The sequence below is a fragment of the Pseudoalteromonas sp. SIMBA_162 genome, assembly GCF_046535955.1.
GTDB classification, from domain to species: Bacteria; Pseudomonadota; Gammaproteobacteria; order Enterobacterales; family Alteromonadaceae; genus Pseudoalteromonas; species Pseudoalteromonas marina.
Window position 1 is genome coordinate 218149 of sequence record NZ_JAWJBQ010000003.1, and the last position, 23220, is coordinate 241368.

Below are 23220 nucleotides of genomic sequence, written 5' to 3' on the forward strand. Positions count from 1 at the left end.
AGTTCGTCGCAAACGCGCTCAATGTAAGGAATATGTGCCAGTTTACACGCTTAAATAAAGCGTGTTTTTATAACGGTAAACGTTTAGTTAAATCATCTATTGAATCAATCACTAAATCAGCATGTTGCTTTGCGCTTTCGTCAAAGCTTTGCCCCGACCGCACTAATACTTGGGTTGCAATACCGGCTTTTTGAGCTGCTTGCATGTCACTGAGCTTATCACCAACCATAATACTCTGCTCAGGATCGATATTATGCTCCTTAATGCCTTGCAGCAACATGCCTGGGGCTGGCTTTCTGCAATCACATTGCTTTAAATATTCTGGTAAAGCCTTTTTAGGGTGATGAGGACAAAAATAAACATCGGCAATTTCAATGTTGTGGTTACTAAATTGCGTTTTCATCCACTGGGTGAGCGCTAAAAAATCAGCTTCGGTATAATAACCACGCCCAATACCTGATTGGTTAGTCACTACTATAATTTTGTAGCCTGCATCATAAAACTTTTTACAGGTGCTAAAAATGCCCTTAATAAATTCAAACTTTTCACTTTGATATACATAGCCGTGGTCTACATTTACCACGCCGTCACGGTCTAAAAAAAGCGCTTTATGTAGTTTCATACTCATTCAAGCCCCTCTTTGTTCACAACATGGTCAAACATTGTTTTTACGCTATCTGTCGTTATTTGGCTCATTAAATCATCCCCTTTAACTCGGGTACCCCAGGGGACTTGCTGCGCAGTTTTACCCGTTTGCTCAAGTAAATTTTGATGATAAACCTCTACCACATAATCTTGATATAAATAAGGGCCAGTGCGTGCAGGGTTCGAGTGAGCATATAAACCAACAACTGGTGTGCCAACCGTTACTGCCATATGAGCAGGGCCAGTATCGGGGGCAAGGACTAAATCAGCTCTTTTTAAAACACATAGCAGCTCTTTAAGCTTTGTTTTACCAACTAAATTTAAAATTGGGCTATTGCTATGTTTTATAATGTTATTCGCTAAATTTACTTCAAGCCCAGTAGGCCCGCCGGTTAAAGCAACATTAAAACCTTGCTCGTGCGCGTAGTCAGCAAGTACAGCATAACGTTCAGGCAACCAGTTTCGCTGAGCTTTACTAGCCGCTGGCGAAATTACAAATAGCTTGTTGGCTAAATACTCTTGCCCTAGTAACTCATCTGCTTTGTTTTGATCTTGTGCGTTGTAAGGCATTTGCCATGTAGGTAAATAATCTTTAACACCAATTGCACCCGCAAACCCTTTGAACCCCTCTAGCACATGCGCTTCTTTTTGTGGGGCTATACGTTTATTTATAAACAAACTGTGTAGTTCTTTTGAGCGTGCCCAATCAAAGCCTATTTTTACTTTTGCAGGTATACAGCGTGCTACAAAGCCTGCTCTTAATGCCACCTGCATATTAAGAAGCACGTCAAACTGCTTACCATTAAAGGTGTTTTTTAATTTTTTAAGCGCAGCCTTACCTTCTTTTTTATCAAAGATCACCAGCTCTACGCCTGGTAAATCAGCAAGTAACATAGCCTCTACTTTACCCATTACCCAGGTTATTTTTGCATTAGGGTGCGCTTTTTGAATTGCTTGAACAGCACTAACAGCATGACATACATCACCAATAGCAGAGAGTCTTAAAATACAAATAGAGGAGTAGTTAGGCACTTGAGTCACGCATTCCGTTAGGCTTTAAATAGTATGCTGGGATCTTAAATTATACTAGCGTTAATGCAAGCACTTATCCTGCGCCATAAAACACGTTAATATATACCTATTATTGAATTATTTTAACGAGCTATGTTTAAAACACTAACGCAAGGCAAGCACACTATTTTAAGCCATCCAGATTATTTTAACATTGTTGATATAAGCTGGTTTGATGCAACTTATTGGCAAAAACAAAATAAAATAGTAGGCGCTAAAAAAGGCCGCGCTACAGCATGGTTTTTTAAACATGATGATTTAACTGCTGTACTTAGGCATTATTGGCGTGGCGGTTTGGTTGGTAAGGTATTGAGCGATCAATACCTTTATCCTGGCCTTGAAAGCACCCGTGTGTATAAAGAATTTAGCTTAATGGTAAAGCTTATTGAGCTTGGCCTAAATGTGCCAAAGCCCATCGCAGCTAAAGTATCTCAAAGTGGTTTGATTTACCGCGGCGATATAATTACACAAGCGGTTAGCGGCGCTAAAAGCCTGCTCGACGTTCTAATTGAGCGCCCTTTAAATAGTAGTGAGCTTGAAAGCATAGCTAACACTATTGCGCTATTTCATAACAAAGGGGTGTATCACGCCGATTTAAATATAAATAATATTTTATTTAATGAAGACGGCGACGTATATATTATCGACTTTGATCGCGGGGAGTTAAAAGTACCTAACCCGCAATGGCAACAAAATAATATGGCGCGCTTAAAGCGTTCATTCTCAAAAGAGCAAGGCCGTAATAGCGTCTTTAATTGGCAAAGCAATGATTGGGCAACGTTAAATGCCCTTTATAGCCAAAAACTATCTGCGTAGAGCCAAATACCGCTGAGCTACTAGCTTAGCATCCACTTTTTGCAAAATATCGGCGCTTTCCACACTCGGCTTATTTGCTAAAACGTGTTTTATTTTAGCCGATAGCTCTTCGCTATTTCCTATAGGTACTAAGTAATTAGCCAGCTCGCTTGTTAATATTTCGCTAGGCCCAAACGTACAATTAGTACTTACTACCGGCGTGCCAACAGCTAACGCCTCAATTAATACTGTTGGCAACCCTTCAAAGTCAGAGCTCAACACCAATGCTTCAGCCTGCTTAATCCAATTATACGGGTTTTGTTCAAACCCAGGGACAATTAGTTGCTCTGCGATGCCATACTCTTTTGCAAGCTTAAGTGCCTTGGCTGGCTTGTTACATAAAAGCACTAATTTGTATTTTTTATCAAGCTTGGCGAATGCCGAAAATAAAATATCGTGACGTTTTTGTTTCGCTAAGCGTCCTACATGAATCAAATAAGGCGACTGCGGAATAGCTATATTAACGTCATCAGATTGGCGTTTTATTTCGGCTAAATTAAAGGGGTTATAAATAGTGGTTATTGCACTTGGCGTAATTAAATCGCCTTGAGTGATTTCTTGCTCTACACCTTTAGATACACAAACAAGTGACTTACCATTTAAGTTTTGCTTTGATTTTTTAAGATAGCGATAAGAGAACGGACCTAACTTTTTTTGCCTAGCAAGCTCTGAATTTACTGAGTTATGCACAACAAAATGTACATTTTTAACCGTGCTTTTAGCGAGTAAATTATTGCTTCTATCAAGGTTTGAAAGTACTAAATCTATAGTACCTATATCTCTTTGCTTGTTGTTAAACCAGGCTTCTAACTTCGCAACGCTTTTATTTATTTTCCAAAAGCGATCGACTTTTGAAGCTCTATCAGGAAATAAACTATCGACATTAATGCATTCAGGGATGTCATACTCAATAGTGCTTGCAATTGACAATAAAGTAACGTGATGCTCAAGTTCAACAAGTTGCTCAGCTAAAGTAAGCATAACTTTTTCTGCACCACCGCCAACAAGGGAGTCAATAACAATCACAATGTTCATGCACGGCTTCCTGCAAGCATATTTTTTACCGCACTTGTAATTACGCTATAGCTCTGAGGGCTCTCTAATTTACGATATTTAGCCAAGAGAGGCTTATAGTGCCTATCATCTATTACGTATTCAATTTTAGACACTATATCATCAGGATTAAGGCTTGCTTTGATGGCTACGCCGGCATTAACACAATTTTCTAGGCGGGTATGTTGGTCTTTTGAAATAGCACAAGCTATCACAGGAGTTTGCAATGCAATAGCCTGCAACAAAGTATCACCAGCACTCAATAAAGCTAACTTTGCTTGACTCAATAAAGCTAAAAAATCAGTTCCCTCTAAACTTGTTAAACAAATAATCTCGCTTGTTTTTGGTAATATTTTTGTATAATTAGAACCAAACACGACCACTGTTTTTAAACCCGTTTTTTTACCCGCTTTGAGCGCGGTATCGAAATAGGTATCTGCACAATTTAAATTATTAAATGTATGCCCACCAGAACCTGCATTTACTAGTAAGTAATTATTCTCTTCAAGCCCGTACTTGTTCAACACTTGCTTTTTTTGCTCCTCTGAAGCGTGTGCAACAAAAGGCCCAACATTGCGTGGATGAGCAAGGGGAAACATGTCTAGCTTTGTAGTTTCCACCCAACTTAAAGGCGCAATACAATAGTCTGGCTGTACAACCCAATGTACATCAATTAAATTTGCACGATTGAGCTTTAACCCTTTTGCGCGCTTTTTTTCATGTTGAGAAATAAAAACAACTTTAGCACCCACCTCTTTTGCCGCTTTCATATGTGCTGCGCGCCCAGCACAATCAAAAACAACAACGTCGGGGTTATATGCAGTGATAAAGTCACACACTAATGCAACTTCTTTGGTTGCTGAGCTCTCAAGTAAAGTGGTGTCAAAGGGGCAAACATCGGCGTAAGTTGTGTGCTTGTTTAAAATAAAATGAATATCAAGCATCCCAGCAAACTCAGCGAGCAACCCATTAGCCAACAACAACGAGCGCATATATTCACCAATTCCTTCTGGTGACGATACTGGAATAAATAAAAGTCGTTTGTTGCTCATTGCATTCTCAATTTCCTATTTGATCTTTAGTATATCAATCAGGCCTTTGTTACGATAGATAGGTTACATTTTTATACATTTAATTGACCCTATAAATTTGAATATTTACTGCAATAACATACTTAGATTGGTAAACTTGCCAGCAATTTTAATCACAAGGACCTGAACTTTGCGACACAGAATTTTTATTCTTTCAACATTATTTAGTGCTATCAGTTTATCTGTTAATGCTGAACCATGGGTTAAACCAGATGACTACGGACTAAAAGCTGACATACAACAGCTAGCCGACGCCGGTATTATTTTAGCGCCGGTAACAACATACCCATTAATGTGGAAGAGCTTTATTAATGATGTTAACAGTATGCCCATCGAGCAATTATCTCCAAGCTTGCAAGACGCATTACTGCGTGTAAAGCATCGTTATAAATCTGAAAACGCAAGTTCACATAGTGTGCAATTATCAGCTTATGCAGCCACAGATCCAATACATACAACGAGCTTTGGCGCGACCAACACTCAAAAATCAGCGCTTTCGGCAGCGTATGCCTACCTAGGTGATAATTTTGCCGCCAAAGTTGCACTAAGCTCCAGAAAAGACGGTAAAAAATGCCTCATTAGCGGAAAAACTAGCGATGACATTGTAAAAGATGAGCAAGCATTAACTGATTGTGACGATACCTCACTTGATGATAGTTACGTAGCCTATAGACTAGGTAATTGGATATTTAGAGGCGGTGCTGTTGAGCAGTTTTGGGGTCCTGGTATCGACAATAGCCTTATAATGTCTGGCAATGCAAAGCCGCTTCCCGCTTTAAGTATTACGCGTGAACAAAGCACCGCCTTTGAAACACCTTGGTTAAGCTGGATAGGCCAATGGAGTTTTACAGCACAAATGGCAAAGCTTGAATCAACCAGAGTGATTCCTGATGCATTACTGTGGAGTAGCCGCTTAAATATACGTCCACTGCAACAATTAGAAATTGCAGTAAGTTGGTCGGCGCAGTGGGCAGGTGAAGGTCAGCCAAGTTCTGCTGGTGATTTTATTGATGTCATTACAGGGCAAACCACTTGTATCAATGGTAATGAAAATTGCGACAGTCAGCTAGAGTCTAAAATTGGAAATCAACTTGCAGGGCTCGATATTCGCTGGTCTGACACATTGTTTAGCCACCCATACGCCATTTATGCAAGCACCATAGGTGAGGATGCCAGCTCACAATTTAAACCTGCTGACCGAGCTTACTTATTTGGTGCCCAAACGACCCAGCGTATTTATGATCAAAATGTATTAGTGAATGTAGAATACATAGATACGGGTGTTTCGTGTGGTGAATCAGTTGAAGAGAATTGTTATTACGAGCATTCAGATTATAAATCAGGTTACCGCTACCATGGCCGCACCATAGGCTCAACGTTTGATAATGACGCACAATCGGTTGTATTAACCTTATTAGGGCAACTTTCAAACGGTGATGACTGGCAAGTAAAACTACGTAGCGTTGATTACAACAGCGATAATAGTGATTGGTATCCTAATAACCCTGACCTAGGCAATACAATTACTAAAACGAGCTATAACTCAAAACAGGTTGAACTGCGTTACAGGCAACTTGCAATGGGTGGACGTTTAACATTAGGTGCTTTTGCATCTAAAAATGACGATGCAGAAAATGACACATCTGCCTTTGCTAAATACGAATATAACTTTTAGCCAGTATTTTAAATACACTTTATTCAGGCTTTAAATAGGGATGAAAGCAACACTTTTATCCCTTTTTTATTCGCAAAATATACTTATTGCTTTATTTTGCTAATCACTTTTGACGTTGAACAGCCATCTAAAAATGTCAGCACTTCTACTTTTCCGCCATGGCGCAGGACATGATCGGCCCCTGCTATTTGCTCTACAGTATAATCGCCACCTTTTACTAAAATATCAGGGCTAATTTGCTCGATTAATTTAGCGGGTGTGTCGTTTTCCTCAGCTCTGCCAAAGGGAATCACCCAATCAACAGAGGCAAGTGCACTTAATACCATTGCGCGCTCATCAAGCGGGTTTATCGGGCGCTCGGGGCCTTTTAAGCGAGTGATTGAATCATCATTATTTAGCCCAACAACGAGTCTATCTCCGCGCGCTTTAGCTTGTGCCAAATAGCGCACGTGACCTGCGTGTAAAATATCAAAACAACCATTGGTAAATACAATGGTTTCGCCGTTTTGCTTTGCAAACTCAATATGCTGCAGTACATCATCAAACGGAGTTTGGTAGTGTTCTCCATTGGTATGTAAGTATTGGCCTAATTTTTGGCTTAACTCTTCTGGTGACACTGTAGCTGCCCCCAGTTTACTTACTACAATGCCTGCGGCTAAATTTGCAATTTCTACCGCATCTTTAGGGGCCATTCCTGCACCAAGCATTACAGCTAGCGTTGCAATTACGGTATCGCCTGCGCCAGTTACATCGCTCACTTCTAATTGCTGCGCTGCAAAGTCATGTTTTTCATCGGCACTAATTAATGACATACCTTGCTCTGATCGCGTCAGTAGCATAGCTTTAATACCATTTTTACTAATAAGCTCACGAGCACTTTGCGCTAAAATGTCCTCAGAGCCCGTTTTACCGCCTGCTAAATTAAATTCATGCAAGTTAGGCGTAATGTAATCTGCGCCCTCGTACAAATGTAAGTCTGGCGATTTAGGATCTATAAGTACAGTTTTACCCGCCGCTTTAGCAACGCTAACCATTTCTTTAATCAAGCTCAGCGAGCCTTTGCTGTAATCAGAAAATACCACAAAGTCGTATTCATCTAGCACAAGCTCTAAGCGATTTAATAACAGTTGGCTATGCTGCTCGCTAAAGGTTTCTTCTAAATCAAGGCGTACAAGTTGTTGATGGCGGCTAATAACGCGCATTTTAGAAATAGTTGGTAAATCACATACACTCACAAGTTGTGAACTTATTTTTTCACCTTTTAAAATTGTTTCTAAAATTTGTCCGCTTTCATCTTCCCCAATTAAGCCAAGTAGCCCTACTTTGGCATCAAGCCTAGCAATGTTTTTAGCAACATTGGCGGCGCCACCGGCTTTGTCTTCAAACTTGCTTACCTTAACAACAGGTACTGGCGCTTCTGGCGAGATACGCCCAGTGTCACCGTACCAGTAGCGATCAAGCATTACATCGCCCACCACTAAAATACGCGCTTTAGATAAGTTTTTTAATAGCGATAAATCCATTACTGCTGCTCCGCAACAACCATATCTATGGCTTCACATAACCAGTGGCCAATAAACATGTGCGCTTCTTGAATTCGTGCTGTTTCATCGTTTTTGATAATAATTGGCAGCTTAGCAATGTCTTTTACTTTTCCGCCATCACGGCCTGTTAATGCAACTGTAAATGCGCCAATTTTATTAGCCGCTTCAAGTGCTAAATTAATATTTGCACTGGTACCTGAGGTTGTTAAACCAATCACTAAATCTTCTGGTTTACAAAGCGCCTGAACTTGGCGTTCAAACACGGTATCAAAATGGAAGTCGTTACTGTGCGCAGTCAGAATTGACGTATCGGTTGTGAGTGCCATAGACGCAAGCGGTCCACGCTCTAATTTATAACGTACTACAAATTCGGCCGCCAAATGCTGAGCATCCGCTGCACTTCCGCCGTTACCAAACCAAATAACCTTACCACCAGCTTGTAATGCACTATGGCATACTTCTAATAACTGCATAGACTCTTGATGATAAGCCTCCATCGTTTCAAATAAGGCTTGATGACGGTTTAAACTTTCAACGTAGCTTGTTGCCACAGAATCGATAATTGACATGAAAAATTCCTCTAGGAACTGAAATGGCAGGAAAAAATTAAATCCATTATTCCACAGTTTTATTTAGTTGTGTGTATTTTATAGGAATATAGCTGAACTGGAACATAATTTAGTGCTTCACATGTTCAGAAATTATCACTTTCGCGTTAAACTAAGGGCACTTACCTCAATAAAAGTTCAGTATGGCACGCATTTTTTACTCATTCGCTTTAATTTTAATTAGCCCGCTGATTGTATTTTACTTATATGTATTAAGAGGTAAAAAAAACAAAGGCTACCGCGCACACTTTAAAGAGCGTTTTGGCTTTGTGAGCAAAAGCTTATTTACAAGCAAAGGCAAACCGTTAGTTGTGCACTGCGCCTCTGTAGGTGAAGTACTTGCAGCTGCACCACTTATTAAAGCGCTGCAAAAACAACACCCACAGCTTAATATACTTATTACCTGCAATACCCCTACAGGTCGCGAGCAAATAATTAATCAGTTTAAAAATACCGTGGCGTGTAGTTATTTACCTATGGACTTCCCGTTTTCGACCGACCGATTTTTAAAACGTATAAACCCACAAGCACTATGCATATTAGAAACCGAGCTTTGGCCAAACTTAATGGCAATAAGCCATAAAAAGAATATTCCGGTACTGGTACTTAATGCTCGCTTGAGCGAAAAATCGCAACAGGGGTATCAAAAGGTTGCCAAGCTAACGCAAATAATTATGCGCTCAATCACGGTACTTGCAAGTCACAATAAAAAAGATGCCGAGCGGTTTATTGAGCTCGGTTTAACCTCCTCAAAAAGCCATGTTACAGGCTCAATTAAGTTTGATATAAGCCCAAGCAATGAGCAACTAACTAAAGTAGCAAATCTTAAAGCCGAATATAAAACCCAAGAGCGTTTTGTATGGGTGGCAGGTTCTACTCACCCACTTGAACACGAAATGATATTAAATGCCCACCAGCAACTATTAAAAAAACACCCTAATTCGCTTTTAGTTATTGCCCCTAGACACCCTGAGCAGTTTGATAAAGTAGCCGATACGTTAGCTCAAAGCACGCTTAGCTTTAGTCGTCGCAGCAACAATAACTATCAAAACGAGCAAGTACTATTAGCTGATACTCTTGGCGAGCTGCAATGTTTATATGGGGCTGGTAATGTAAGTTATGTAGGCGGCAGTTTAATTCGCCGCGGCGGGCATAACCCACTTGAAGCGGCTGCTTTTTCGGTCGGTGTTATAACTGGCCCACATACGTATAATTTCGATCATATCTACCCTGAGCTTATAAAATTAAAAGGCGCTGTGGCTATTGAAAACACTGATGAGCTTGCTACACAATTAATTAACTTAAGCCAAAACACTAAAGCTTGCCAAACTTTAGGGAATAAAGCGCAGCAGTGCGTATTAAAAAACCAAGGCGCCATTAAAAAAACATTAACCATAATTAATCAGTATTTAGAGCCACAAGCATGACCAATTTAGCTATTACTCAAACCCGTGAGTGGGTATCGTCTGTTATTGTAAAATATAACTTTTGCCCATTTGCCCGCAAAGAAGTGGAGAACAACTGCATTCATTATGTACTTAGTCCAGCAGTAAAAATTGATGATGCGGTAATGGATATGCTTGAGCAATGCACACAGCTTAATCAAAATCCAGAGCGCGAAACCACATTAATACTGTTTGATAACGGCTTTAGCGATTTTGAAGACTTTTTAGATTTAGTTGATTTAGCCAATGCGCTACTGGTTGCACAAGGCTTTGAAGGTAAATATCAAATTGCTAATTTTCATCCCGATTACGTGTTTGCCGACAGCGACGAAGATGATGCCGCAAATTACACAAACCGAGCTCCCTACCCTACATTGCATTTAATACGCGAATTAAGTATGAGCGAAGCGCTTGATAACTATAACGAGCCTGAATCTATACCAGAGCACAATATAAAACTTGCAAGGCGCAAAGGATTCGACTTTTGGCAGCAACTTTTAGAAGGCATAAAAAAACCGAGCGCATAACGGCTCGGCTTTTAAGTATTAAATTCAATGTTACTTTTTAACCCAGCTGCCATTTACTTCAACATAATGACCACTTTGGGTTTTTTCGATTGTTTTAGCCGCTGCGAGTGCTTCTACTTGGGCGAGCGATAAATTGTTCTTTTTAGCTAGTTTTAAATACTGAGCTTTACGCTTTGCGTTAATTTCTTCAACAACGGCTTTAGCTTCGCTATTTTGTACTACTAAGCCTAAATAACCCGAACTGTTCTCACCCACTAATCCTTGGCTTTTAGCATCATCTAAACTAATCGCCCACGCCGAAAACGACATACACACTGCACCAATTAAAGTGGCAATACTTAATTTATTTTTTATAGTCATCATTTAGCTCCTAAAATAATTCGCTGTCGTCACTGAACAGGGTATCGAGTTCTTTATCTACCTTTACACGAATTTCGTGATCAACCTTTACATTGAGGTTGATAGTTATTGGCTCTTTAGCTGCTACTTCTACCCTGTGTGTACATGCGCTCAATGCGCTGATAGCAGCAAGGGCTATGATTGCCTTAATGCTTAACGAATTTTTCATCATTAGTTTCCTTTTTGAGAATATTGCTGCTCAACTTTTTGTGTTATTTCGTCACTTAATCTTAGCGCTCTTAGTAGCGTAAACACGTTTTCTTCGTGATTATAATTAAAATTAACTTGCTGCTGTTGTGGCTCATTAAAGCCTTGTAAATTAACACCTAAATTTAACCAACCATCACTGTTAAGTGCTACTGTACTATTAAGTTTTTGTATATCAAGGTTTTTAAGTAAGCTCAGTACAGGCTGTAATTCTTGCTGCTGTTGCATAACAGAGTCAAACGCTGTGTTATTGCTAATAATAAGCTTACCTTCACCTTGGTTTAATAAGTTGCCGTTTGTAACCTCTACGCCACTGTCACTAAAATGAAGTGGCAGCCACCCTTTTAATCGGCCCGTTAAGGTAATTCCCGACTTATCATCAAGGGTAATGAGTTTACTCGCATCAATATCTTTAAAAGTAACATTGGCTGTTTGCTGCGATTTTAAAAGCGTGTATTTATCTAATTCAAAAACTCCATCAAACACATTACCGCTTATATCAAATGCTTGCGCGCTGTTATTAACCACTTTTATTTTACCGTTGATATTATTAACTACTGCGCCAGCTCTTAATTCATTGAGGTTAAAGGTAGTTGGCTCAACATTAAGCTGCCCTGAATCATATTGCCCACTAAGTTGCGTACTAAACTGGTTAACTAAGTAATCGTTATAAAGCGCGCTGGTATCATCAATAGTTAAATTAAAATTGGCTTTTTGTAAATTCACATCACCACTAATACGCCCACCAAACTCGCCCTGAGTGAGTTGAGCTAACGGTTCAAATTGGCTAACGAGTGAATTTAACGAAAGCACACTTTGCTGCGGTATAATCACTTCAAACGGATGCGCTACCTTTGAAACATGGTGATTGGCCACCAGCTCAACACCATTTACAAACACGTGATGAGACGCTTTAAGCGCGCGACTTTGCAGCCCGGTTGACGTTACGTTTATTGTATTTAAATCGACATTTGGGCTTGTCAGTGTATTTATTTGGGTGTTTGCATTTAAGTGAGCAAATAACTCTCCCACACCTAAGTTTGCCCTTGCACTGAGGGTGTTATTAATACCGGTGAGTTTATACTCGTTGTATTGCACGCTTTTAAGCTTACTTTTAAGCGTTACTTTTGCATCGAGCTTTTCATTCATGCTTGCTTCAAGGTTACCTGTGTAGCCGTTAAAAGCGCTGCCATAAGCAGCTGCGCTATCAAAGCTAAACTCAATACGTGCGTTTCCAACGGGCTTAAAGTCAATAAATTGAATAACTGTAAAATCCCCTTTGGCTTTAATATTATTAGCCTCAGCCGGTAAAAATTCAGGCAAAGAGGTAAGCGCAATATCGTAATTACCACTTAATTGAGAGTTTTTAAGCTGCGCACTTAGCGTTATAGCGTCTATTTCATCCGTATGTAGCTGTGCCTTTAGCTGTATGCGTGCGCTTTGTAACGGTGCAGCAGTATTTATAAACGTATCTGTAACCGTTATATCTATATTTTGCTTGGCTTGCACTGCACTTTTGAGCGTTATTAACGGTAAGGTTAGGTTGTTATGTGCAAAATTAATTGGTTTAGCTAAAGCCCATTGCCAATTAAGTGGAAGCTGCTTTATGGCAAATGACTTGTAGCCACTTTCAGGAATAAGAGATTGGCAGTTATTACTAATCGTTACATTGTTTTTAAGCTGGCTTGGGTCTATATCAAGCTTTTGGCTATTTAAGTTATATGTAGCACTTAGCACACCTTTGGAGCTGTTTGTTATATCACAGCTTTGTATTTTGTAATCATACAGGATTTGTAAATTACCAGCAAGGCTTGCCTCTACTCCGTTAAAGCTAAATGCCTGCGTTGTATTAAAGCTAAGTCCACTTAATAGCTCGTTATCTGTTTTAAGTAACTGTTTAAGCAATTCATCACTAACTTTAAGCTGCCCTTGTACCTTATTATTGTAAAGCGTAGCACTGGCACTTAAATCACCATTTACGACAAACTGGTTAAGCTTAGGCTCGTTAATGCTTATAATTAAAGGCTGATTTAAAAACTCACTGTTTATACTTAGTTGTTCAACTGTAATTGTTGGTCTTTTTTCGGGCAGGGCTAAATCTAAAATTGTTGCAGGGCTGCTTACTTTATTACTTTGAGGAAGTGGATTTACATTAAGCGCTGCATGTTTAATTTCAACATGGCGAGTATTTGCGGTAACGCCTTCAACAACAAGCTCTTGATTTTTGTAACTTAAACAGGCTTTTTGTATATACACATTTAACTTGCTCGTAAGCGAAAAATCTAAGCAACTTAAAGTAACACCTGCTTTTTCAAGCTGGGGGGCTACAGCCCGTTGTAATAGTGGCAAACGAAATACATAGCCAAGCAAAACTATACCTAGCAATACAGCACCCATAATTAAACCAACGCGCTTTAACATACTATCCTTATAAGCTTTTATTCATACCTTACAAACTATCGTAATTTTAAATCTACGCAATCAAAAAAGGCTGCACAGTGCAGCCTTTTTTATTTTACAGCTAGATTATGAATCTAACTTGTATATGTTGTTTTTAACCTACATTTTTACGTGCATTACGGAACATGCGCATCCATGGGCTATCCTCGGCCCACTCATCAGGGTGCCACGAGTTAGCAACAGCGCGGAATACACGCTCTGGGTGCGGCATCATTACTGTTGCACGGCCATCAGTAGAAGTAATACCGGTAATACCTTCTGGTGAACCATTCGGGTTAGCCGGGTATTGTGTTGTCGGGTTACCGTAGTTATCTACAAATTTAACTGCAACAGTGCCGCTTTCAAGCGCAGCTTGAGTGGCAGCATCATTTGCAAATTCTGCATGGCCTTCACCATGAGATACAGCAATTGGCATACGCGACCCCGCCATTCCATTAAAGAACACAGACGGATTCTCTTGTATTTCTACTAAGCTAAAGCGTGCTTCAAAACGCTCTGACTTATTTGTTACAAAACGAGGCCAATGCTCAGTACCCGGAATTAACTCTTTAAGCGTTGATAACATTTGGCAACCATTACACACACCTAAACTAAAGGTGTCTTCACGGTGGAAGAAATTTTGGAACTGATCGCGTGCCATATCGTTAAACAATATAGACTTAGCCCAGCCTTCACCGGCGCCTAATACGTCACCGTAAGAGAAACCACCACACGCCACTAAGCCTTTAAACTGCTCAAGAGTTAAACGCCCTTCGAGGATATCGCTCATGTGTACATCAACAGCGGCAAAACCAGCACGGTTAAACGCAGCAGCCATTTCTAAATGTGAGTTAACCCCTTGCTCACGTAAAATAGCCATTTGCGGCTTAGCGCCCGTTGCAATGTAAGGTGCGGCTATATCTTCGTTTAAGTCAAAGTTAAGTTTTACGTTTAAGCCTGGATCTTTTGCATCAAACTTGGCATCAAACTCCTGCTTAGCACAATCAGGGTTATCACGACGTGCTTGCATTTGGTACGTTGTTTCGGCCCAAATAGTACGTAATTCAGTACGAGTATAATTAAGTACAGTTTGCTCACCACGGTTAAATACAATGTTGTCGTCGCTATTGAGCGAGCCAATCACGTGGCTAATTGCAGCTACACCATGTTGTTCAAATACAGCATTTACGGCATCTAAATCGCTGTTAGCAACTTGAATTACCGCGCCAAGCTCTTCGTTATAAAGTGCTTCTAAGTCTGAGCCTGTTAAACACGCTAAATCAACGGTCACACCAGTGTGCCCAGCAAATGCCATTTCAGTTACAGTAGTAAATAAACCACCGTCTGAGCGGTCATGATAAGCAAGTAACTTACTACCAGCGACAAGTGCTTGCATGGCATTATAAAAGCCTTTAAGTAGCTCAGGGCTGTCTACATCTGGTGTAACATCACCAAGCTGTTTATAAACCTGTGCAAGGCTTGATGCACCCATGCGGTTTTTGCCAGCACCTAAATCAACTAAAATAAGTGATGTATCGCCTTTATCAGTGCGTAACTGTGGCGTTACTGTTTTACGTACATCGTCAACACGGCCAAAGGCTGTAATAATAAGCGATAACGGCGACGTTACTGATTGCTCAGCACTATCGTCTTCGTTTTTCCATGTCGTTTTCATCGACATAGAATCTTTACCTACAGGTATAGTTAAACCAAGTGCAGGGCAAAGCTCTTCGCCAACCGCTTTTACGGCTTCGTAAAGGCCGGCATCTTCACCTGGGTGACCTGCTGCAGCCATCCAGTTAGCAGATAGCTTAATATTCTCTAGGCTGCCAATATTTGCACAAGCAATATTAGTGAGTGACTCTGCCACCGCTAAACGCGCCGAAGCTCCATAATTTAATAGTGCTGCCGGCGTGCGCTCACCCAGGGACATAGCTTCACCGTGGTAAGTGTCGTACGTTGCCGCAGTAACCGCACAGTTAGCCACAGGTACTTGCCAAGGGCCAACCATTTGATCACGTGCTACTAAACCGGTAACCGAGCGGTCACCAATAGTAATTAAGAATGTTTTTTCTGCAATTGTAGGTAAGCGTAACAAACGCTGCGCGGCATCAGCTACGTCAATAGCGCTTGCATCAATTGCAGTACCTGTTACTTGCTGAGATGTTACATCGCGGTGCATTTTAGGCGCTTTACCTAATAAAACATCAAGCGGTAAATCAACAGGGCTGTTATCAAAGTGGCTGTCTGCTACGGTTAAATGACGCTCTTCTGTGGCTTCACCAATTACTGCGTACTGTGCGCGTTCGCGCTTACAAATGGATTCAAAACGATCAAAGTCTTCAACCGCTACAGCCAGCACATAACGCTCTTGCGATTCGTTACACCAAATTTCATGTGGTGCCATGCCAGGCTCATCGTTAGGGATATCACGTAGTTGGAATTTACCACCACGGCCACCATCGTTTACCAGTTCAGGAAACGCATTTGATAAACCACCGGCGCCAACATCATGTATAAATGCAATTGGGTTTTCATCGCCTAACTGCCAACACTTATCGATTACTTCTTGGCAACGACGTTCCATTTCTGGGTTTTCACGTTGAACAGAAGCAAAGTCTAAGTCTTCGTTTGATTGGCCCGACGCCATACTTGATGCAGCACCACCGCCTAAACCAATGTTCATAGCAGGGCCGCCTAGCGCAATTAGTTTTGCGCCTACTGGAATCTCGCCTTTTTGAACATGATCAGCACGAATATTACCTAAACCACCGGCAAGCATAATTGGTTTGTGGTAACCACGTACCTCTTCACCATTGTGGCTTGTTACTTTTTCTTCATACGTGCGGAAGTAACCCAATAAGTTAGGACGACCAAACTCATTATTAAATGCAGCACCACCCAGTGGGCCATCCATCATAATATCAAGCGCGTTGACTATACGACCTGGCTTACCAAAATCGCTTTCCCACGGTTGCTCGTAACCCGGAATACGTAAGTTAGAAACCGTAAAGCCAACTAAACCGGCTTTTGGCTTAGAACCACGACCTGTTGCACCTTCGTCACGAATTTCACCACCTGAGCCGGTAGCTGCACCCGAAAAAGGCGCTATAGCCGTTGGATGGTTATGCGTTTCTACTTTCATTAATATTTCAATGTCTTCTTGATGATACGCATATTCACCTTGCGCATTCGGGAAGAAGCGACCCGCTTTTGAGCCCTTCATTACTGCCGCGTTATCTTTATACGCCGACAATACATTTTCAGGGTTGTGCTCAAAAGTATTTTTGATCATTTTAAACAGCGATTTTGGCTGTTCAATGCCGTCAATTGTCCAATCAGCATTAAATATTTTATGACGACAATGCTCTGAGTTTGCTTGGGCAAACATAAACAATTCTATGTCGTTAGGATTACGTCCTAACTTTATAAAGTTTTCTACTAGGTAGTCAATTTCGTCATCGGCAAGAGCAAAACCTTGCTCAACATTTGCGGCAGCTAATGCTTCGCGTCCGCCACCTAAAATATCAACTGATGACATTTCACGCGGAGAATCATTGCGGAATAACTGCGCTGCCGCTTCAAGCTCAGTGTGTGTAGCTTCGGTCATACGGTCGTGTAATAACGCCGTTACTTGAGCAAGCTGCTCTGCACTTAGTTCACCTTCTACGTAATAAGCAATACCACGCTCAACACGGTGAACCTGTTTAAGGCCACAGTTATGCGCTATATCGGTTGCTTTAGATGCCCAAGGCGAAATGGTACCTGGGCGAGGTGTAACTAAAATAAGTGTGCCAGCTGGGGTATGCTCGGCAATAGTAGGACCGTAAGTTAATAGCTTTTCAAGCTTGGTCTGCTCATCAATACTCAAAGGCGATGTTAAATCGGCAAAATGAGCATACTCGGCATATACGTTGGTGACTGGAAGTTGCGATTGTTTGCAACGCGCTAAAATTTTATTAACTCTGAACTCTGACAGTGCTGGTGCACCACGAAGGATCAACATAGATAATTTCATCCGGGGTTAGGGATTGAACGATATTTTAGGCACGCATTATAGTCCAATTAGCCATCATATTTAACTCCAAATTTAGCTTTTCATAAAATTAACTTTTTAGCTTTATTTATAATCCGTTTTAGCTAATAAAATAAAAGGGAAAGTGACGAAATGGCTAAGTTTTGTTATAACGGGTGTTAGCGTGTTAAAGGGGCACTCAATGTTCAAAGAAAAGCTAATAATAATCATCACTTTAGTTATGCTGTTATGTGCATGTAATGTGCAAGAACAGCCAACTCAACTTGCCCACATCAAAGAGCAAAACAAAATACGTGTTGGCACGTTAGCAAGTGCGAGCAATTATTATCAAGCAGTTCAGGGCGAGCAAGGCTTTGAATATGAGCTTTCTCAGGCTTTTGCTGATTACTTAGGTGTTGAACTTGAAATAGTCCCCTTTTTTAATTTATCTGATATGTTTGATCGCCTTGAAAGTGGTGACTTAGACTTAATTGCCTCAGGACTTACTTACAACAAAACGCGTGCGGAGCAATATAGGTATGGCCCAACTTACAGAACAATCAGTCAAAAATTAGTATATAAACAAGGCCGCGTTCGTCCTCGTAAGTTTGACGATCTAGATGGAAACTTTACGGTTATAGCAAAAAGTAGCCACTCACTTACCCTGCAAAAAGCTCAAAAAAACAACCCATCACTCAGCTGGATAGAAAGTGAAGAATTTGACGAAGAAGAACTTTTACAAGCGGTTATAGATGGTGAAATAGACTACACCCTTGCTGATTCCCACACTCTTTCGTTATTTCGCCGGTATCACCCTAATTTAAGTATTGGCTTCTCAGTAAGTCATAATGACCCAATTGCGTGGATACTTCGCAAGTCAAAAGATTATTCTTTATATGCGCTGCTCGTGCCATTTTTTGGTGAAGTAAAACAAAACAACCAACTTTATGTACTCGAAGAAAAATATTTTGGTCATGTACGCCAGTTTAACTATGTAAATACATTAGCTTACATAGAAGCAATAAAAGAAACCTTACCTACATATCAGCCATGGTTTGAACAATACGCAGGAGATCTTGATTGGCGTTTATTAGCTGCATTAAGTTACCAAGAGTCGATGTGGAACCCTCGCGCTAAATCACCAACGGGTGTTCGCGGCATTATGATGCTTACACGTAGTACAGCTAAACAAGTTGGTGTAACAAATCGTCTCGAGCCTGAACAAAACATTCGTGGTGGAGCTCAGTATCTAAGCAAATTAATAACCCGTATTCCTGATAGAATTCCTCAACCAGACAGGACGTGGCTTGCTTTAGCTGCTTATAATGTTGGTTGGGGTCATGTGAACGACGCGAGGATTATCACCCAACAACAAGGGGCAAGCCCGGATAAATGGGCCGATATAAAAAAACGCTTACCGCTATTAATCAAAAAACGATATTACCGTAATACACGTTATGGCTATGCCCGTGGCGATGTGGCTGTAAAATATGTTGATAATATTCGCAGATACTACGACGCGCTGGTATGGCTTGATGAAAATAATGCGATGACCGAAGAAAATATCACTACAGAACGTGATGACACCAGCAATATAAAACAAGATGAATCGCCATAGCGGATTATGGATTGATGCGATATTTATTAATTATGAAGGTTTACGGCTTCAAAGTAGTGGGTAACTAAAATATCTGTTTACTTGTCATTAAATGATCACTAATGTGTGGTAATTATATATTTCAATTTTTTCAAAGATATATCTTGTGCCTTTCTCACTCTCACGCATTAGGAGAACACATGCTAAAACGTAGACGCACACAAAAATTAAAAAGAAACGTTATTTATTCAACGGCAACACGTCGTCGTATCATGTTACGTGGTTTACACAAAAAAATAATTTGGCGTCGCCGTATGTTTGCTATGCAACAAATGGAAGCACAAGACACTATACCAGCGGGCAATTAATAATATTTCTAAGCCCCACGAGCAGCCTTCTTGGCTGCTTTAATTTGCGCCCTTCTTCGCTTAAAAAATTCAGATATAGTGTTACCACATTTATCGGCTAATACCCCTCCAATAACTTCAACTTGATGGTTAAGCCTTGGCTCCTGCAGTAAATTCATAATAGAGCCAGCTGAACCAGTTTTTGCATCTGGAGCTCCAAATACTAAACGCTTTATTCTGCTATGCACTAATAATCCTGCACACATAGAGCATGGCTCAAGTGTTACATATAACGTGCAGTCAATTAAGCGATAATTATTGAGTGCTTTGCCAGCTTCTCGTACTGCAATCATTTCGGCATGAGCTGAAGGGTCATTATCAGTTATAGAACGATTGTATCCAGATGCTATAAGTTGATTATCTTTTACTAAAACAGCACCTACTGGGATCTCATTAAGCTGCTCGGCTTGTTTTGCATACAAAAGCGCTTGTTCCATCCAATAAGCGTCGTCAAATGGCTTGTTCATTATTTCTTCTTAAATTACGTTTTATGCTTTAATTATACCTAGTTAACATCCTAAAGCGCGGCAATGATTACTTTATTGCAAAAATAAAACACTATTTAGCTGTTAATAATGGCTCACTGCCGCTGATTTACGTTATAATCTCTCGCTTTTTTTATTTAGCTCACAACACGGGTAGCGAATGAAATTTCCTGGACGCCGCAGGCATAAACATTATTTTCCAGTGGAAGCCAAAGATCCACTAACTAATCAACTTAACGCAACAGATAGATTACAACGTAGCTATATTACGGGTATCGATCAAATCGTTGTTGATATAGAAGCAAAAGTTGATCAAGCTTTCCTTGATGAGTTTCAACTACGCAGAGGGATGTCACAAGTTATAGACAGTGACATAACAAATGCTCTGTACGACCGCTTAAAATTAAACGACATGGTTGATTATGAATTTGCAGGTGGAACCATTGGTAACACAATGCACAACTATTCTGTACTTGCAGATGATCGCTCTGTTTTATTAGGCGTAATGAGCGAAAACATTAAAATTGGCAGTTACGCATATCGCTTTTTATGTAATACCTCAAGCCGTGTAGACTTAGATTATTTACAACCTGTTGATGGGCCAATAGGCCGTTGTTTCACACTCATTGATGAAACGGGCGAACGCACCTTTGCAATCAGTGCGGGTTTAATGAATTACCTACGCCCAGAATCAATAGATAAATCGTTGATAGAAAACTCATCGGCTTTAGTCATTAGTGCATACCTTATGCGAACACAAGATGACGAAACCATGACAGATGCAACGATGCAAGCCGTAAAATATGCTAACGATGCTGGCGTACCTGTTGTTCTTACACTCGGCACTAAATTTTTAATTGAGCAAGATCCTGCTTGGTGGGCAAACTTTGTTGAAAAGCATGTAGATATTCTTGCTATGAACGAAGAAGAAGGCTTTGCTATTACAGGGTTTGAAGACCCGCTTTTAGCAGCAGACAAAGCACTAGATTGGGTAGATCTTGTTATATGCACTGCAGGTGAAAAAGGGCTATTCATGGCAGGCCATGTTGACGACAGCTTTAAACGTGAAACCGAATACCCATTACTACCTGGTGCTATTGCAGACTTTAATCGCTATGAATTTTCACGCGCTATGCGTAAAGCAGATTGCGAAAACCCTATAAGAGCATACAGCCATACGGCTCCTTTTATGGGCGGACCTGACTCAATCAAAAATACAAATGGCGCTGGCGATTGTGCACTCGCTGCTGTATTACATGACTTATCAGCAAATGTTTATCATAAGCTTAATGTCGCTAACTCAGCAAAGCACGATCAACAAGCTATTACATACTCATCTCTTGCACAAATTAGTAAATATGCAAACAGAGCAAGTTATGAAGTACTTGTTCAGCACTCTCCCCGCTTATCCCGTGGTTTACCTGAGCGTGAAGATTGTTTAGAACAGGTTTATTGGGAGCAATAAGCTCCCTATATCTCTCTAAAAGATAGAAATATCAAGCTTTTTAGATAGCAGCTCTAATGCTGCTATTCCTGCTACTGAGTTACCAAACGAATTAAGCCCTGGGGAATAAACGGCTACTGTAAACTTGTTAGGTAATACCGCAAGAATAGTTCCTGACACCCCTGATTTACCTGGCATACCGACCCTATACCCAAAATCACCCGCAGCATCATATAAACCACTGGTAAATAATAGTGAATTAAGCTGTTTATTTTGACGACTACTTAAAACCTGCTCACCAGATGGCTGATCAACTCCTTTATTTGCCAAAAAGCTATATGCCTTAGCGAGTTCAACACAATTAAGCTCAATAGAGCAAAAGTTGAAATACGACCAAAGCACATCATCAACGTCATTCTCAAAATTACCAAACGATTTCATTAAATGCGCCATAGCAGCATTGCGGTGTCTAAATTCATACTCAGAATTAGCCACTTTTTTATCAATCACAATGCCGCGATTACCTGATAGTAATCTGAATGTTTCGAGCATCGAGTGCATAGGTGCAGACAATCGGCTATAAAGCGCATCACAAGTAACAATAGCACCCGCATTTATGAATGGGTTACGCGGCACACCTTTTTCAAATTCAAGTTGCGTAAGCGAGTTAAACGCTGTACCAGAGGGCTCCTTACCTACCCTGCTCCAAAGTTCGTCACCATAACGCTGTAACGCCATAGTTAATGTCATCACTTTAGATACTGATTGAATGGTAAATCGCTGAGAACAATCACCTGCGCAAATGATTTCACCTTCAGTAGTGTATATGGCAATAGAAAACTGCTCAGGGTCAACCTCAGCAAGTGCAGGGATATAATCGGCTACTTTCCCTTTAGACAGTAAAGGGGCGACTTCTTGAGTAATTTCATTTAATACACGTTGGTAATCTGTAGTAGGCAATTAACACCTCAAATAGATTTAGCTAAATGAAAATATTACCATGCCTCAGATTAAACGAGCTAGTTTAGTTAGATGAAATTAATTGTATTGTGAATTATGTTCACAATAAACAATCTAATGTGAGGATAAACGACAAGAAAAACAATTAATGATAAACACCACTAATTAGCAAATTTAATAACCTATTTATATCACCTAAACATAAGGCTATTACTCACCAAACCTTAAACTCTTTAGCAGTAATATTTAATCAATCCCAGGTAGAAAAGCTGACGCTAATAGGGTTAAAGGTATCAGTTATTAGACAGAGATAAATAATATAACCTTGTTGTTTATATTATTTACCTTACTTAAACTAGATTCTTTAATTATACGAATTAGTAAAGCTCGCCTTGTAATTGTAACTTAATTGATTTACTTCATTTCAAAATACAAAAAGCGTCACTTTACTGCAACAGGCTTCGCTTAATTAAAGTCGTTACACCACTCTCTTGAATATCCGAGGGATAAAAAGTCACATCGTTGATAGCATACTTTCATTGTGTTGGTCGGTCTTATATAAGCTCACTTTAGAATTGGTATTGTTACTGAGCTCAGTATGCTTAACGCCAATTTACTAAACCCCAGACAACAAAAAACCCGTTACATTGCTGTAACGGGTTTCTCTTAATTAAATCCTGGTAATGTCCTACTTTCACATAGCAAATGCTACACTATCATCGGCGCTGTTTCGTTTCACTACTGAGTTCGGCA

The 23220-nt window shown here is 40.3% G+C and carries 19 protein-coding genes; 7 read left to right on the forward strand and 12 right to left on the reverse strand.

Going from position 1 to position 23220, the window contains the following annotated elements:
- Positions 1-67: 67 nt before the first annotated feature.
- Together gmhB and R0J88_RS03835 are read right to left on the reverse strand one after the other, a co-directional pair.
- A complete protein-coding gene (gene gmhB, locus R0J88_RS03830) occupies positions 68-628 on the reverse strand; it encodes a D-glycero-beta-D-manno-heptose 1,7-bisphosphate 7-phosphatase (RefSeq protein ID WP_410899128.1) in 561 nt (186 codons plus the stop codon).
- A complete protein-coding gene (locus tag R0J88_RS03835) occupies positions 625-1686 on the reverse strand; it encodes a glycosyltransferase family 9 protein (RefSeq protein WP_410899129.1) in 1062 nt (353 codons plus the stop codon). The genes gmhB and R0J88_RS03835 overlap by 4 nt, the downstream gene beginning before the upstream one ends.
- 123 nt (positions 1687-1809) lie before the next feature.
- Here R0J88_RS03835 and R0J88_RS03840 point away from each other — a divergent pair, with 123 nt between their 5' ends.
- Positions 1810-2532, forward strand: a complete 723-nt coding sequence (locus tag R0J88_RS03840; RefSeq protein ID WP_410899130.1) for a 3-deoxy-D-manno-octulosonic acid kinase — start codon at positions 1810-1812, stop codon at positions 2530-2532.
- On the opposite strand, the gene R0J88_RS03845 is transcribed toward R0J88_RS03840, so the two are convergent.
- Both R0J88_RS03845 and R0J88_RS03850 read right to left on the reverse strand, forming a co-directional pair.
- Positions 2521-3606, reverse strand: a complete 1086-nt coding sequence (locus tag R0J88_RS03845) for a glycosyltransferase (protein ID WP_410899131.1) — start codon at positions 3604-3606, stop codon at positions 2521-2523. The two genes, R0J88_RS03840 and R0J88_RS03845, sit on opposite strands and share 12 nt — an antisense overlap.
- Complete coding sequence (locus R0J88_RS03850) at positions 3603-4676, reverse strand: glycosyltransferase family 1 protein (protein ID WP_410899132.1); 1074 nt, start codon at positions 4674-4676, stop codon at positions 3603-3605. Before R0J88_RS03850 ends, R0J88_RS03845 begins: the two co-directional genes overlap by 4 nt.
- Positions 4677-4845: 169 nt before the next feature.
- On the opposite strand from R0J88_RS03850, the gene R0J88_RS03855 reads away from it, so the two are divergent.
- Positions 4846-6390, forward strand: a complete 1545-nt coding sequence (locus R0J88_RS03855; RefSeq protein WP_410899133.1) for a capsule assembly Wzi family protein — start codon at positions 4846-4848, stop codon at positions 6388-6390.
- An 83-nt stretch (positions 6391-6473) separates the two neighbouring features.
- On the opposite strand, the gene hldE is transcribed toward R0J88_RS03855, so the two are convergent.
- Together hldE and R0J88_RS03865 are read right to left on the reverse strand one after the other, a co-directional pair.
- Positions 6474-7913, reverse strand: coding sequence for a bifunctional D-glycero-beta-D-manno-heptose-7-phosphate kinase/D-glycero-beta-D-manno-heptose 1-phosphate adenylyltransferase HldE (gene hldE / locus R0J88_RS03860; RefSeq protein WP_410899134.1), 1440 nt, complete (start codon positions 7911-7913; stop codon positions 6474-6476).
- Positions 7913-8503 (reverse strand): SIS domain-containing protein, encoded by a 591-nt coding sequence (locus R0J88_RS03865; protein ID WP_410899135.1) that lies wholly within the window; start codon positions 8501-8503, stop codon positions 7913-7915. The genes hldE and R0J88_RS03865 overlap by 1 nt, the downstream gene beginning before the upstream one ends.
- Positions 8504-8685: 182 nt before the next feature.
- Here R0J88_RS03865 and waaA point away from each other — a divergent pair, with 182 nt between their 5' ends.
- A complete protein-coding gene (waaA, locus tag R0J88_RS03870; protein WP_410899136.1) occupies positions 8686-9969 on the forward strand; it encodes a lipid IV(A) 3-deoxy-D-manno-octulosonic acid transferase in 1284 nt (427 codons plus the stop codon).
- Positions 9966-10514, forward strand: coding sequence for a DUF1415 domain-containing protein (locus tag R0J88_RS03875; protein WP_039037688.1), 549 nt, complete (start codon positions 9966-9968; stop codon positions 10512-10514). The genes waaA and R0J88_RS03875 overlap by 4 nt, the downstream gene beginning before the upstream one ends.
- 30 nt (positions 10515-10544) lie before the next feature.
- Here R0J88_RS03875 and R0J88_RS03880 read toward each other — a convergent pair whose 3' ends face one another.
- The 4 genes from R0J88_RS03880 to purL all read right to left on the reverse strand — a co-directional run bounded on the left by R0J88_RS03880 (position 10545) and on the right by purL (position 17565).
- Entirely contained in the window at positions 10545-10874 is a 330-nt protein-coding gene (locus tag R0J88_RS03880; RefSeq protein ID WP_006791592.1) for a YdbL family protein, read from the reverse strand.
- A 10-nt stretch (positions 10875-10884) separates the two neighbouring features.
- On the reverse strand, positions 10885-11082 hold the full coding sequence (locus R0J88_RS03885; RefSeq protein WP_010556932.1) for a YnbE family lipoprotein: 198 nt from the start codon (positions 11080-11082) through the stop codon (positions 10885-10887).
- A gap of 2 nt (positions 11083-11084) precedes the next feature.
- Positions 11085-13541, reverse strand: a complete 2457-nt coding sequence (locus R0J88_RS03890) for a YdbH domain-containing protein (RefSeq protein ID WP_410899137.1) — start codon at positions 13539-13541, stop codon at positions 11085-11087.
- Between the two features lie 133 nt (positions 13542-13674).
- Positions 13675-17565, reverse strand: coding sequence for a phosphoribosylformylglycinamidine synthase (gene purL / locus R0J88_RS03895; protein WP_410899138.1), 3891 nt, complete (start codon positions 17563-17565; stop codon positions 13675-13677).
- Between the two features lie 211 nt (positions 17566-17776).
- Between purL and mltF the strand changes: the two genes are divergently transcribed.
- Both mltF and R0J88_RS03905 read left to right on the forward strand, forming a co-directional pair.
- Positions 17777-19192 carry a membrane-bound lytic murein transglycosylase MltF gene (mltF, locus tag R0J88_RS03900; protein WP_410899139.1) on the forward strand — a complete coding sequence of 472 codons (1416 nt, stop codon included), beginning with the start codon at positions 17777-17779 and terminating at the stop codon, positions 19190-19192.
- A 179-nt stretch (positions 19193-19371) separates the two neighbouring features.
- Positions 19372-19539 carry a hypothetical protein gene (locus R0J88_RS03905; protein WP_006791597.1) on the forward strand — a complete coding sequence of 56 codons (168 nt, stop codon included), beginning with the start codon at positions 19372-19374 and terminating at the stop codon, positions 19537-19539.
- Positions 19540-19547: 8 nt separating this feature from the next.
- Here R0J88_RS03905 and tadA read toward each other — a convergent pair whose 3' ends face one another.
- Complete coding sequence (gene tadA / locus R0J88_RS03910) at positions 19548-20045, reverse strand: tRNA adenosine(34) deaminase TadA (RefSeq protein ID WP_039037684.1); 498 nt, start codon at positions 20043-20045, stop codon at positions 19548-19550.
- 178 nt (positions 20046-20223) lie between these two features.
- On the opposite strand from tadA, the gene R0J88_RS03915 reads away from it, so the two are divergent.
- Positions 20224-21528, forward strand: a complete 1305-nt coding sequence (locus tag R0J88_RS03915; RefSeq protein ID WP_010556927.1) for an inosine/guanosine kinase — start codon at positions 20224-20226, stop codon at positions 21526-21528.
- Positions 21529-21543: 15 nt separating this feature from the next.
- On the opposite strand, the gene glsB is transcribed toward R0J88_RS03915, so the two are convergent.
- Complete coding sequence (gene glsB / locus R0J88_RS03920) at positions 21544-22467, reverse strand: glutaminase B (protein WP_276756486.1); 924 nt, start codon at positions 22465-22467, stop codon at positions 21544-21546.
- Between the last annotated feature and the right edge of the window lie 753 nt (positions 22468-23220).

Bases quoted from the DNA above. Each gene is read 5' to 3' on its own strand.
- R0J88_RS03875 (WP_039037688.1), top strand. From the start codon at position 9,966: ATGACCAATTTAGCTATTACTCAAACCCGTGAGTGGGTATCGTCTGTT.
- purL (WP_410899138.1), bottom strand. From the start codon at position 17,565: ATGTTGATCCTTCGTGGTGCACCAGCACTGTCAGAGTTCAGAGTTAAT.
- R0J88_RS03865 (WP_410899135.1), bottom strand. From the start codon at position 8,503: ATGTCAATTATCGATTCTGTGGCAACAAGCTACGTTGAAAGTTTAAAC.
- mltF (WP_410899139.1), top strand. From the start codon at position 17,777: ATGTTCAAAGAAAAGCTAATAATAATCATCACTTTAGTTATGCTGTTA.
- R0J88_RS03845 (WP_410899131.1), bottom strand. From the start codon at position 3,606: ATGAACATTGTGATTGTTATTGACTCCCTTGTTGGCGGTGGTGCAGAA.
- hldE (WP_410899134.1), bottom strand. From the start codon at position 7,913: ATGGATTTATCGCTATTAAAAAACTTATCTAAAGCGCGTATTTTAGTG.
- R0J88_RS03905 (WP_006791597.1), top strand. From the start codon at position 19,372: ATGCTAAAACGTAGACGCACACAAAAATTAAAAAGAAACGTTATTTAT.
- R0J88_RS03880 (WP_006791592.1), bottom strand. From the start codon at position 10,874: ATGACTATAAAAAATAAATTAAGTATTGCCACTTTAATTGGTGCAGTG.
- gmhB (WP_410899128.1), bottom strand. From the start codon at position 628: ATGAGTATGAAACTACATAAAGCGCTTTTTTTAGACCGTGACGGCGTG.
- R0J88_RS03850 (WP_410899132.1), bottom strand. From the start codon at position 4,676: ATGAGCAACAAACGACTTTTATTTATTCCAGTATCGTCACCAGAAGGA.
- R0J88_RS03840 (WP_410899130.1), top strand. From the start codon at position 1,810: ATGTTTAAAACACTAACGCAAGGCAAGCACACTATTTTAAGCCATCCA.
- R0J88_RS03890 (WP_410899137.1), bottom strand. From the start codon at position 13,541: ATGTTAAAGCGCGTTGGTTTAATTATGGGTGCTGTATTGCTAGGTATA.
- R0J88_RS03885 (WP_010556932.1), bottom strand. From the start codon at position 11,082: ATGAAAAATTCGTTAAGCATTAAGGCAATCATAGCCCTTGCTGCTATC.
- R0J88_RS03915 (WP_010556927.1), top strand. From the start codon at position 20,224: ATGAAATTTCCTGGACGCCGCAGGCATAAACATTATTTTCCAGTGGAA.
- tadA (WP_039037684.1), bottom strand. From the start codon at position 20,045: ATGAACAAGCCATTTGACGACGCTTATTGGATGGAACAAGCGCTTTTG.
- waaA (WP_410899136.1), top strand. From the start codon at position 8,686: ATGGCACGCATTTTTTACTCATTCGCTTTAATTTTAATTAGCCCGCTG.